The organism is Curtobacterium sp. MMLR14_006 (genome assembly GCF_001864985.1).
Lineage (GTDB): Bacteria > Actinomycetota > Actinomycetes > Actinomycetales > Microbacteriaceae > Curtobacterium.
In genome coordinates this window covers 80,936-93,204 of the sequence record NZ_MJGU01000005.1, presented here as the reverse complement: position 1 = coordinate 93,204, position 12,269 = coordinate 80,936, and the positions used below count along the sequence as shown (strand labels likewise).

Annotated in this window: 10 protein-coding genes; 8 read left to right on the top strand and 2 right to left on the bottom strand. The window is 72.0% G+C overall.

All coding sequences use genetic code 11. The annotated features are described in order from the left end of the window. Positions 1-3: 3 nt before the first annotated feature. A complete protein-coding gene (locus tag BIU94_RS02450; protein ID WP_071253934.1) occupies positions 4-567 on the bottom strand; it encodes an RsmD family RNA methyltransferase in 564 nt (187 codons plus the stop codon). Positions 568-688: 121 nt separating this feature from the next. Here BIU94_RS02450 and BIU94_RS02445 point away from each other — a divergent pair, with 121 nt between their 5' ends. From BIU94_RS02445 to BIU94_RS02415, 7 genes are all read left to right on the top strand, one after another. After that, complete coding sequence (locus BIU94_RS02445) at positions 689-2,899, top strand: ATP-dependent DNA helicase RecG (protein WP_071253932.1); 2,211 nt, start codon at positions 689-691, stop codon at positions 2,897-2,899. Positions 2,900-2,940: 41 nt separating this feature from the next. After that, complete coding sequence (gene coaD, locus BIU94_RS02440; protein ID WP_071253850.1) at positions 2,941-3,426, top strand: pantetheine-phosphate adenylyltransferase; 486 nt, start codon at positions 2,941-2,943, stop codon at positions 3,424-3,426. Between the two features lie 118 nt (positions 3,427-3,544). Then, positions 3,545-4,108 (top strand): DUF177 domain-containing protein, encoded by a 564-nt coding sequence (locus BIU94_RS02435; protein ID WP_071253848.1) that lies wholly within the window; start codon positions 3,545-3,547, stop codon positions 4,106-4,108. A 55-nt stretch (positions 4,109-4,163) separates the two neighbouring features. Further along, positions 4,164-4,367 carry a 50S ribosomal protein L32 gene (rpmF, locus tag BIU94_RS02430; RefSeq protein WP_071253846.1) on the top strand — a complete coding sequence of 68 codons (204 nt, stop codon included), beginning with the start codon at positions 4,164-4,166 and terminating at the stop codon, positions 4,365-4,367. 13 nt (positions 4,368-4,380) lie between these two features. Then, positions 4,381-5,106 carry a ribonuclease III gene (rnc, locus tag BIU94_RS02425; protein WP_254782848.1) on the top strand — a complete coding sequence of 242 codons (726 nt, stop codon included), beginning with the start codon at positions 4,381-4,383 and terminating at the stop codon, positions 5,104-5,106. 4 nt (positions 5,107-5,110) lie between these two features. Next, the gene (mutM, locus tag BIU94_RS02420) at positions 5,111-6,082 is read left to right on the top strand and encodes a bifunctional DNA-formamidopyrimidine glycosylase/DNA-(apurinic or apyrimidinic site) lyase (RefSeq protein ID WP_071253844.1); all 972 of its coding nucleotides are present in this window, start codon (positions 5,111-5,113) and stop codon (positions 6,080-6,082) included. Between the two features lie 32 nt (positions 6,083-6,114). Next, entirely contained in the window at positions 6,115-9,876 is a 3,762-nt protein-coding gene (locus tag BIU94_RS02415) for a chromosome segregation SMC family protein (protein WP_071253842.1), read from the top strand. Positions 9,877-10,091: 215 nt separating this feature from the next. Here the strand turns inward: BIU94_RS02415 and BIU94_RS02410 are convergent, their stop codons facing one another. Continuing rightward, the gene (locus BIU94_RS02410; RefSeq protein ID WP_071253840.1) at positions 10,092-11,120 is read right to left on the bottom strand and encodes a TerC family protein; all 1,029 of its coding nucleotides are present in this window, start codon (positions 11,118-11,120) and stop codon (positions 10,092-10,094) included. Positions 11,121-11,352: 232 nt separating this feature from the next. On the opposite strand from BIU94_RS02410, the gene ftsY reads away from it, so the two are divergent. After that, the gene (gene ftsY / locus BIU94_RS02405) at positions 11,353-12,222 is read left to right on the top strand and encodes a signal recognition particle-docking protein FtsY (RefSeq protein ID WP_071253838.1); all 870 of its coding nucleotides are present in this window, start codon (positions 11,353-11,355) and stop codon (positions 12,220-12,222) included. The last annotated feature ends 47 nt before the right edge of the window (positions 12,223-12,269 follow it).

Below are 12,269 nucleotides of genomic sequence, written 5' to 3'. Positions count from 1 at the left end.
CGCTCAGGACGAGGGGACCACGGCCTCCCACGCCAGGGTCTCGCCGTAGCTGCGCTTGCTGAACGGCTCGAGGCCGGCTGGCCACGTCGGCTCGGGGGAGCGCTTGCTGCGCTCGACCACGACCACGGCGTTGGCGGTGAGCCGCGGGGCGAGGGTCTCGAGCACCTCGGCCAGCTCGTGCTCGGTGACGTCGTAGGGCGGGTCGATGAACACGAGGTCGAACGTGCGCACGGTCCCGCGCAGGTAGCCGAGCACGGGCTGCGGCTGCACGTCGATCCGGACGCCGGGCACCCGCTGCTGCACCGCGCGCGCGTTCGCCCGGCACGCCTGCGCCGCCGCGGAGGCCCGGTCCACGAGCACGACCTCGGCCGCGCCGCGCGATGCCGCCTCGAGCCCGAGGGCGCCGGTGCCCGCGTAGAGGTCGGCGACGGAGGTGCCCTGCACGAGCCCGCGGGACTCGAGCGAGGAGAACAGGGCCTCGCGCACGCGGTCGCTCGTCGGCCGGGTGCCGGACTTCGGCACCCGGAGCGTCGTGGAGCCGGCGGCACCGGCGATGATGCGGGTCATGCAGCCACCGTAGCGGCCCCACCGGACCGTCCGGGCGTTCTCCACAGGCCGGTCGGGAGGCGCGTGGCCGTCGGTCCCGCCGGGTACCGTTGACGCCGTGGTCACCTCCGCAACCCCCGCCGTGCCGCCCGCGGCCGACCTCGGTCCGGCGCCCCTCGACGCACGGCTCGCGAGCGTCCTCGGCGGCCGGACGGCGAGCGCGATCGAGAAGGCCTTCGGCTACCGCACCGTCGGCGAGTTCCTCGAGCACGCCCCGCGGCGGTACGCCGAGCGCGGGGCACTGACCGCGCTCGACTCGCTCGCCATCGGCGAGCCGGTCACCATCGTCGCCGAGGTCGTCGACGTCCGCGAACGCACGATGCGTGCCCGGCGCGGGTCCATCCTCGAAGCGAAGATCGGCGACGGCAAGGGGCTGCTCACCCTCACGTTCTTCAACCAGGGCTGGCGCACGAAGGACCTCGTGCCCGGGGCCCGCGGCATCTTCGCGGGCAAGGTCAGCGACTACCGCGGCGCCCGGCAGCTCGCGCACCCCGACTACGAGCTCTTCGACGCGGACGACCCGCGCGCCACCGCCGAGCCCGGCTCGGACGAAGCCATCCGGTGGTCGCGGCAGCCGATCCCGATCTACCCGGCGACCGCGTCCCTGTCGTCGTGGCAGATCGCGAAGTCCATCGCGATCGTGCTCGACACCCTGCCGGACCTGCCCGACCCCGTTCCGGCCGCAGCACGCGGGCGGCTCGACCTCGTGCCGTTCCGTCGCGCGCTCGAGCTCCTGCACCGCCCCGAGAAGGTCGCCGACTTCAAGCGGGCGCAGGACGCCCTGCGCTACCGCGAGGCGTTCGTGCTGCAGACCGCACTGGTGCAGCGCCGGATCCGGTCACGGCGCACCGCCGCCACCGCACGGGTGGCGTCCCCCGGGGGCATCCTCGAGCGGTTCGACGCGACCCTGCCGTTCGAGCTGACCGACGACCAACGCACCGTGGGCGCCGAGGTCGACCAGGACCTCGCCCGTACGTGGCCGATGCACCGTCTCGTGCAGGGCGAGGTCGGTTCCGGCAAGACGCTCGTGGCGATCCGGGCCATGCTCACGGTGGCCGAGTCCGGCGGCCAGTCCGCGCTCATCGCCCCGACCGAGGTGCTGGCGGCGCAGCACCTCCGCTCCATCGTGAAGTTCCTCGGACCCGACCTGGCAGCCGAGCTCCGCCCGGTGATCCTGACCGGCTCGCAGAGCACCGACGAACGTCGTCGGGCGCTGCTCGCCGCGGCGTCCGGTAGTTCCCGGCTCGTCGTCGGCACGCACGCGCTGCTCGGCGACCGCGTCGACTTCGCCGAGCTCGGGCTCGTCGTGGTCGACGAGCAGCACCGGTTCGGTGTCGAGCAGCGCGAGGCCCTGCGCACCAAGGGCGCGACCCCGCCGCACGTCCTCGTCCTCACCGCGACGCCGATCCCGCGCACCGTCGCGATGACCGTGTTCGGCGACCTCGACGTCTCGACGATCACCGGGCTGCCGTCCGGCCGCGCCGGGGTCGAGACCTTCACGGTGCCGCTCGCCGAGCACCCTGGCTGGGAGTCCCGGATCTGGTCACGGATGGCCGAGGAGCTCGACAAGGGCCGCCAGGCGTTCGTGGTGTGCCCTGCGATCGACGACGCCCACACCGAGGACGACGGCGAGCCCGCGCCGACCGACGCCGCGGCGGAGCCCGACGCGCCGAAGCGTGCGCCGGCGACCGTGCTCGCGACAGCCGAGCGGATGCGGACGATTCCCGTGCTCGCGGGCCGGCGGATCGCGGTGCTGCACGGCCGGATGACCGCGGACGAGAAGGACCGCGTGATGACGTCGTTCGCGGCCGGTGACCTCGACGTCCTCGTCGCGACGACCGTGATCGAGGTCGGCGTCGACGTCCCGAACGCAGCCATGATGGCGGTGCTCGACGCCGACCGCTTCGGGGTCTCGCAGCTGCACCAGCTCCGCGGACGCATCGGCCGCGGGCAGTGGGCCGGGGTGTGCCTGCTCGTCACCACCGCCGAACTCGAGACCACGTCGCGCGAGCGGGTGGACGCCGTGTCGGCCTCCGACGACGGCTTCGAGCTCGCCCGGGTGGACCTCGAGCTCCGCCGCGAGGGGGACGTGCTCGGCGAACGGCAGTCCGGCGGACGGTCGTCGCTGAACCTGCTGCGCGTCGTCGAGCACGCCGACCTCATCGTCGACGCCCGCGGCGAGGCCGAACGGGTGCTCGAGCGCGATCCCGACCTGCAGGGCAGTCCCGCGCTGCGCGAGGCACTGGGCCGACGGCTCGACGAGTCCGACGCGGCGTTCCTCGGCAAGAACTGACGGGGGCCTCCGGCACGCCGCGGACCGGTATCGTCGCTCGCATGGCGCAGATCGCGGTGGTCCCCGGTTCCTTCGACCCCGTCACCCTCGGGCACCTCGACGTGATCGGCCGCGCGGCCGGGTTGTTCGACGAGGTGCACGTCCTCGTGGTGCACAACCCCGACAAGAAGCCGGCGATGTTCGAGGCCGTCGACCGCGTGCGGCTCATCCGCGAGTCGCTCGTCGAGGTCGGCGCTCCCGAGACGGTGACGGTGGGCGAGTGGACCGCCGGGCTCCTCGTCGACTACTGCCGGCAGGTCGGCGCGACGGTCCTGGTCAAGGGCGTGCGCTCCGGCGAGGACGTCGCGTACGAGACCCCGATGGCGATCATGAACCGCCACCTCGCCGACGTCGAGACCGTCTTCCTGCTGCCCGAGGCGTCGCGCGCCCACGTGTCGAGCTCCCTCATCCGGCAGGTGTCGTCGCTCGGTGGCGACGTCACGCCGTACGTGCCCCGGGTCGTCGCAGCGGCACTCGCGGCCCGCTGACCGGACCGCCGCACGGGCCCCGGACAGGACGCAGGCGCACGACCGGTCCCGGACACGCCCCGCGCTGCCTCGACTCCCGGTCCCGATCGCGCTAGGATCGTCGATCGTGTCTTCCCACGTGAACAGCCCCTACGCCCTCCGGGTGCGCGACCTCGCGCACCGTCCGGGCGAGATGCGTGAGCACACGCTCGACGTCACGGTGCCGGACGCGATGGGTGCCGGCGTGATCGCCGTCCGCGAGGGCGCCGAGCTGCGCATCGACCTCCGTCTCGAGGGCCTGCACGAGGGCGTCCTGGTCTCCGGCCACGCCTCGGCGGACGCCACGGGGGAGTGCTCGCGCTGCCTCATCGACATCAGCGAGCCGGTCGAGGTCGATTTCGCCGAGCTGTTCGCGTACGATGTCTCGGAGGATTTCGACTTCTTCGTTCGCGATGACCACGTGGACACCGAACAGGTCGTTCGAGATGCGGTGGTGCTGGCGCTGCCGTTCCAGCCGGTCTGTCGTCCGGACTGCCCAGGACTCGACCCGGAGACGGGCGAACGCCTGGCAGACCTCGGTGAACAGCCCGCCCGACCGGCACTGGATCCCCGCTGGGCAGCGCTGAGCGCGGTCCAGCTGGACAACGACACCCCCACCGCCGACACGACCACCGAGGGTCAGGAGCGGGCCGAGGCCGAGTAGGCCCCGCGACCGCCAGCCCCCGTACCGACCACCGACCAACCGAAAGAGATCAACCATGGCCGTTCCCAAGCGCAAGCAGTCCCGTGCGAACACGCACGCCCGTCGTTCGCAGTGGAAGGCCACGCCGATCCAGCTCGTGAAGACCGTCGAGAACGGCCAGGTCACGTACAGCCTCCCGCACCGCGCGAAGGTCGTCGAGGACTCGGCCGGCACCCCCCTGTACATGGAGTACAAGGGCCGCAAGGTCGCCGACGTCTGATCGGACCGAACGCATGACGACGACGTCCGGCGCCGCGGGGTCCCGCCCCGTGGGGCCGGACGTCGTCCGTCTGCAGGGCATCCTCGGGGTCGACATCGACCTCGAGCTGCTCCAGCTCGCCCTGACACACCGCTCCTACGCGTACGAGCACGGCGGGATCAAGCACAACGAGCGCCTCGAGTTCCTCGGTGACTCCATCCTCGGCCAGGCCGTGACCGTGAAGCTCTACCGGTCCTTCCCCGACCTGGACGAAGGCGACCTGGCGAAGCGCCGGGCGAGCCTGGTGTCCACCGTCGCCCTCGCCGAGATCGCCCGGATGATCGGCCTCGGCGCCTACCTCCGGCTCGGCAAGGGCGAGGAGCAGACCGGCGGCCGCGACAAGTCGTCGATCCTGGCGGACACGGTCGAGGCCGTCATCGGCGCCACCTACCTGTCGTCCGGCGCGGACCCGGCGACCGAGCTCGTGCTGCGGCTGGTCGAACCGCTCATGATCGACCCCGACCGCTTCGGCGCCGCGATGGACCCGAAGACGAGCCTGCAGGAGCTCGCGTCGAGCCTGTCGCTCGGCAACCCGGCGTACCGCGTCACCGAGACCGGCCCGGACCACGACAAGACCTTCAGCGCGACCGTCGTCCTGCAGGGCGAGGACGTCGCCGCCGGCACCGGTTCGAGCAAGAAGGCCGCCGAGATGGCCGCCGCGCTCGACGCGTGGACCCGGCTCTCCGGCCGAGCGGCCTGACCGCGTGCCCGAACTCCCCGAGGTCGAGGTCGTCCGCGCCGGCCTCGAACCCGCCGTCAGCGGCGCGCGCGTGCTGCACGTGGACGTCGTCGACGACCGCGCGCTCACCCGCCACGACGGCCCGTCCGAGGACTTCGCCGACCGGCTGACCGGGCGCACCATCGCCGCCGCCGTGCGCCGGGGCAAGTTCCTCTGGATGCCGCTGCTGCCCGAGCACGAGGGGGACCGCCCCGAGGCACTCGTCGCCCACCTCGGCATGAGCGGGCAGATCCTGCTCGGCCGCGGGCGCGAGGCCGCGCGGCACCGCCGGATCCTCATCGACGTGCAGCCGTCCGGCTCCGGTCGCGACGGTGCCCAGGAGCCGCCGGTCGAGCTCGAGTTCGTCGACCAGCGGACGTTCGGGTCGATGGCGATCGACACGATGGTCCCGACGGTCGACGGCGCACCGGCCGGGTCCGCCGGGCACGTCGACGACGCCGACCCGGACGCCCCGTGGCGCCGGTGGGTGCCCGGCCAGGTCTCGCACATCGCGCGGGACCCCCTCGACCCCGCCTTCGACGACGACCGGTTCACCGCGATGGCCCGCAAGCGTTCGAGCGGGATCAAGCGCGTGCTGCTCGACCAGGGCGTCGTCAGCGGGATCGGCAACATCTACGCGGACGAGTCCCTCTGGGCCGCGAGGTTGCACTACGACCGACCCGCCGACCGCCTGACCCGCGGCGACCTGCGCCTGCTGCTCGACGAGGTGCGGCTCGTGCTCCGGCGCGCGCTCGAGGACGGCGGCACGAGCTTCGACGCGCAGTACGTCAACGTGAACGGGCAGTCCGGGTACTTCTCGCAGCGGCTGAACGTCTACGGGCAGCAGGGAAAGCCCTGCCCCCGGTGCGGGACGACGATCGTGCGTGAGGCCTTCATGAACCGGTCGAGCCACATCTGCCCCGTGTGCCAACCGCGCCCTCGTCGGCGTACGCGTTAGCCTGACGCCCAACCAGAGCATCCGGAGACCGCATGTACTTGAAGAGCCTGACCATCAAGGGGTTCAAGTCCTTCGCGCAGCCGACGACGTTCGCCTTCGAGCCGGGCGTCACGTGCATCGTCGGTCCGAACGGTTCCGGGAAGTCGAACGTCGTCGACGCCCTGGCCTGGGTGATGGGGGAGCAGGGGGCGAAGACCCTGCGCGGCGGCAAGATGGAGGACGTCATCTTCGCCGGCACCTCGACCCGCGGCCCGCTCGGTCGCGCGCAGGTGCTCCTGACGATCGACAACACCGACGGGCTGCTGCCGATCGAGTACTCCGAGGTGACGATCTCGCGCACGCTCTTCCGGAACGGCGGCAGCGAGTACGCCATCAACGGCGAGAACTGCCGGCTGCTCGACGTCCAGGAACTGCTGAGCGACACCGGCCTCGGCCGCGAGATGCACGTCATCGTCGGGCAGGGGCAGCTCGACAAGGTGCTGCACGCCACCCCGGAGGACCGCCGCGGCTTCATCGAGGAGGCCGCCGGCATCCTCAAGCACCGCCGTCGCAAGGAGAAGACCCTCCGCAAGCTCGACGCGATGCAGATGAACCTGACCCGCCTGTCCGACCTGGCCGGCGAGATCCGGCGGCAGCTGAAGCCCCTCGGGCGACAGGCCGAGGTCGCGCGCAAGGCGCAGTCCGTCGCCGCGGTGGCGCGCGACGCGAAGGCGCGCATCCTGGCCGACGACGTCGTCCGCCTGCGCCGCGAGCTGCACGACCACCAGGAGGTCGAGGCCGGCCGCAAGTCCGAGCGCATCGTGCTCACCGAGCGGCTCGACCAGACGCGGGTGCGGCAGCAGCACGTCGAGCAGAGCATGGTCGGCGACGACGTCGACCGTGCTCGCACCGTCGTGCACCGGCTCGAGAGCGTGCAGGAGCGGCTGCGCGGGCTGTCCAGCCTGGCGAACCAGCGGCTGATGTTCCTCGCCCAGCAGGCCGACGCACCGCAGCAGGGTCCGACCGTCACGCCCGAGCAGGTCGCCGGGGTCCGTGCCGAGGCCGAGCGGCTCGCGGCCCGTGCCGAGGAGGTGCAGGGCGGTGCGGCGACGACGGCGCGGGCCGTGCAGCAGGCCCGCGACGCCCTGGACGCCCTCGACGAGCGCATCGCCGAGCAGGCCGCACGGGTGTCCCGGCACGACCTCGAGGCGCAGCGGCTCGCCAACGCGGTCGACGTCGCACGGTCACGACGCGGGTCGGCCGTGGCGGACCGGGAGCGTCGCGAGCGTGCCCTCGCCGAGGCCGGGGAACGCGCCGAGCGGGCGGCGTCGGCGCTGGCCGACCTCGGGACCGACCCCTCGGAGGGTGTCGACGAGGACGCACTCACGACCGCGCTCGAGGCCGCCCGCGCCGCCCTCGAACAGGCCCAGACCCTCCGCGACGGACAGCGCGACCGGCTGCACGGCCTGGAACGCGAGCGCGACGCCCTCGACGCCCGGGTGGCGGCGCTCGGCATGTCGATCGACGTGCGCGACGGCTCGCAGGCGCTCATCGACGCCGGTCGGGCCGGGATCGTCGGCCGGCTCGCCGACCACCTCACGGTGACGCCCGGCTTCGAGGCGGCCGTCGCGATCGCCCTCGACGGGCTCGCCGACGCCGTGCTCGCCGACGACCGCGACGTCGCCACGGACGCCGTCGCGCACGCACGGTCGTCGGACATCGGGCGCATCGACGTGGTCGTCGCCGACGCCGTCGTCGGGACGAGCAGCCTGCCGGACACCCTGCCCGCAGGCGTCCGACGTGCGCTCGACCTGGTGCAGGGTCCGCCCGCGCTCGCGTCCGTGCTGCGGGACACGCTGGTCGCGGAGACCGAGGACGTCGACCTGCAGGAGGTGCTCGCCGCCGCCCCGCTGGCGACGGTCGTGACGCGGTCGGGTGACCTCGTCCGTGCGGTGCGCGTGACGGGCGGCGGCGAGCGGGTGACCTCGCGCATCGAGCTCGCCGCGGAACGCGACGACGCCGTGAGCCGGCGCGACGCGATCGCGACGGACGCCGAGGACGCTGCCACGGGCCTCCAGTCCGCGCGCGTGGCCGTCGAGGACGCGCGCCGCGCGGTGGACGAGGCCGACGCGGCATCCCGTGCGTACACCCGGGCGAAGGCGGAGTACGACCGCACGAGCGCGTCGACGCGTGCGAAGGCGGAGAACGCGGTGGCCGAGGTCGAGCGGCTCCGGGCCGCCCTGGCCGAGACGGACGGCGCGGTCGAGGCGGTGGAGGCATCGCTCGCCGAGGCCGAGGCGGCCCACCGCGCGTTCACGGCGCAGGAGCGACCCGTGGTCGACGCCTCGGAGCGGCCGGCGCTGCAGGACGCCCTCGAGGCCGCGCGGGCCGCCGAGGTCGAGCACCGCATCCAGGTCGAGACCGTCCGCGAGCGTGTCCGGGCCGAGCGCAACCGGGCCGACCAGCTCGACCGGCAGCTCGAGGCCGAGCGTGCCGCCGCCGAGGAGGCCGCCCGGCTCGCGGTCATCCGGCGCGGGCAGATCCGGACCGCCGAGGGCGTCCTCGCCAACCTGCCCGAGGTGCTCGGCGCCGTCGACCGGTCACTCGCCGAGGCCCGGGTGCGGCTCGCGACGGAGGAGTCCGAGCGGGCGAAGCGCAACACCGAGCTCCAGGCGATCCGCAACGAGGAACGCGAGCTCCGGGACCGCCTGCAGACGATCACCGACGGCGTGCACTCGCTCGAGATGGAGATCTACGAGAAGAAGCTGCACGTGTCCGGCGTGCTCGACCGGGCGCAGAGCGACCTCGGGCTGACCGAGGCGGTGCTCGTCGCCGAGTACGGCCCGCACGTGCCGGTGCCCGTCGACGTGCTCGTCGACCCGCGGGTGCTCGCGCGGAAGCACCGCGAGGCCGAGCGCGCCGCCGCTGCCGCAGCGTCGAGCGACCCCGACGCCCCCACCGGCGAGGCCGCCGACGACACCGAGGACACCGGAGACGGCGTGGGCACCGAGGAAGCCGACGACCTCGCGCTCGTCGAGGCGGCCTCGACGCTGCCCGGCGGACCCGCACTGCCGGAGTTCGACACCACGGACGAGATCGACCCCGCCGACGTCGAGACCGTCCCCTACGTCCGCGCCGAGCAGGAGCGACGGCTCAAGGCCGCCGAGCGCGACCTCGGGCAGCTCGGCAAGGTGAACCCGCTCGCCCTCGAGGAGTTCCAGGCCCTCGAGCAGCGGCACGCCTTCCTCGCCGAGCAGCTCGAGGACCTGCAGAAGACCCGCACCGACCTGATGACGATCATCGACGAGCTCGACACGAAGATGCAGACGATCTTCGAGTCGGCGTTCAACGACACGAAGGAAGCCTTCGACGTCGTCTTCCCGATCCTGTTCCCGGGCGGCTCGGGGTCGATCACCCTCACCGACCCGACCGACCTGCTCGGCACCGGGATCGACGTCCAGGTGAAGCCCGCCGGCAAGAAGATCGACCGCCTGACGCTGCTGTCCGGCGGTGAGCGGTCCCTCGCCGCGGTGGCGCTGCTCGTCGCGATCTTCACCGCGCGGCCGTCGCCGTTCTACATCATGGACGAGGTCGAGGCCGCGCTCGACGACGCGAACCTCGGCCGTCTGCTCACCGTGTTCCAGCGGTTGCGCGAGACCTCGCAGCTCATCGTCATCACCCACCAGAAGCGCACGATGGAGATCGCCGACGCCCTGTACGGGGTGTCGATGCGGCAGGACGGCGTCTCGGCCGTCGTCGGACAGCGCGTGCAGAAGCCCGAGCCCGAGCCTGCCGACGCGGTCGCGGTCGCGTAGCTCGCCGCAGCCGTTCACCGGGGCGCTCTGCGAAAGCGACAGGTTCCCGCCAACAGTTCGCGGCAGACAGTCGCTTTCACGGAACTGTCCGAACGACCACGCGGACAACTGTCGCTCTCGCAGCAACGAGCGCGCGGCCCTGGACGCCCCCAGCGACGGACAGGAGGCGCGGTGCCAGCTGGCACCGCGCCTCCTGTCCGAGAGGGGGGTCTGGACTACTTCGCGTCCGCCTCGACGGCCTCCGCGGGCTCGCCCGACGGGGTCAGGCCGCGCTTCCGACGCTTGTTCGACACGACGAGCGAGGCGACGGTCGCGACGGCGATGGTGAGCATGATGAAGCCGAGCGAGAACCAGATCGGGATCTCGGGGGCCCACTCGATGTGCTCGCCGCCGTTGATGAAGGGCAGCTCGTTGACGTGCATCGCGTGGAACACGAGCTTGACACCGATGAAGCCGAGGATGACCGCCAGCCCCTGACCGAGGTAGATGAGGCGCTCGAGCAGCCCCGCGATGAGGAAGTACAGCTGACGCAGACCGAGCAGCGAGAACGCGTTCGCGGTGAACACGATGAAGGCGTCCTGCGTGAGCCCGAAGATGGCGGGGATCGAGTCGAGCGCGAAGAGCACGTCGGTCAGACCGATGGCGACCATGACGAGGAGCATCGGGGTGAACAGGCGCTTGCCGTCGACCTTGGTCGTCAGGCGGTCACCGTCGTAGTGGTCCGACGTGGGGATGATGCGCTTGAGCAGACGGATCAGGCGGGAGTCGGCCTCGTCACCGCTGTGGTCGTTGCCGCTGCGGGCCTGCGACCAGGCGAGCCAGAACAGCAGGGCGCCGAACAGGTAGAAGACCCACGAGAAGTTGTCGATGATCGTGACGCCGAGGGCGATGAACACACCGCGGGCGGCGAGGGCGATCGCGACGCCGACGAGCAGGACCTTCTGCTGGAACTCCTTCGGCACCGCGAACGACGTCATGATGATGAGGAAGACGAACAGGTTGTCGACGGACAGCGCCTTCTCGGTGAGCCACCCGGCGAAGTACTCGCCACCGGCCTGCCCGCCGCCGAAGACCCAGACGCCGACGCCGAAGGCGATCGCGAGGGCGATGTAGACGACCGACCAGAAGGCCGATTCACGGATGTGCGGCACGTGCGGTGTGCGCACGTGCGAGAAGAAGTCGAACACGAGCAGGCCGAGGATGCCGGCGATCGTGATGAGCCAGACTGCGAGTGGGACGTCCACGGATTTCCTTCAGGTAGGAGCGCCCCGGAAAACGGGTGCGCTGAAGCCTGAAGGTCTCTTCCGCCGCGGACCGTGTGCTCTGACTGTTGCCGGAGGCCACGTGCCGCGACCGACGCCCCGGGTCCGGGTCGTTCCGGGCCGTACTGACGGGGTCGCCGAGAGGGAATACTCCCCTTCGCACCACCGAGCGTAGCGGACGCCCTGTGCGAGCGGTGCGCTCTAAGCTGGGAACATGGCGAGTTCTTGGTCACTGTCCTCCCGGCTGCGCGGGCTGTTCCAGCGCAAGACGATCGACGAGACCACGTGGGAGGACCTGGAGACCGCCCTCATCGGCGCGGACTTCGGTCCCGACATCTCCGAGGCGATCATCGAGGACCTGCACGCCCGCGTCGACCGGTACGGCACGACCGACCCCGCCGACCTGCAGCGCATGCTCCGCGAGGTCCTCGAGGAGCGGCTCTCGAAGCTCGACACCACGCTCAAGCTCAGCGCGCGCCCCGCCGTCGTGCTCGTCGTCGGCGTGAACGGCGTCGGCAAGACCACGACCATCGGCAAGTTCGCCAAGTTCCTCCGGACCTACGACCGCTCCGTGCTGGTCGGCGCCGCGGACACCTTCCGTGCGGCCGCGGTGGAGCAGGTGGCCACCTGGGCCCAGCGCGCCGGTGTCGACGTCGTCCGACCCGCACAGCCCGGGCAGGACCCGGCGTCGGTGGCCTACCAGACGGTCGAGAAGGCGATCCGCGACCAGACCGAGATCGTCGTCATCGACACCGCGGGCCGTCTGCACACGAAGGCCGGCCTGATGGACGAGCTGACCAAGATCAAGCGCGTCGTCGAGAAGCAGGTCGAGATCAGCGAGGTGCTCCTCGTGCTCGACGCCACGACCGGGCAGAACGGCCTCGCCCAGGCGCAGGCGTTCATCGAGGGCGCCGGTGTCACCGGGCTCGTCATCACGAAGCTCGACGGCTCCGCCAAGGCCGGGTTCGTGCTCAGCGTGCAGGAGAAGACCGGCATCCCGATCAAGCTCATCGGCCAGGGCGAGGGCATCAACGACCTCACCGGCTTCACGCCGCACGTGTTCGTGCAGAACCTCGTCGGCTGATCCCGGGTACCGTCTCCGCAGTACAGGGATCGTCCAGGTACACCGGA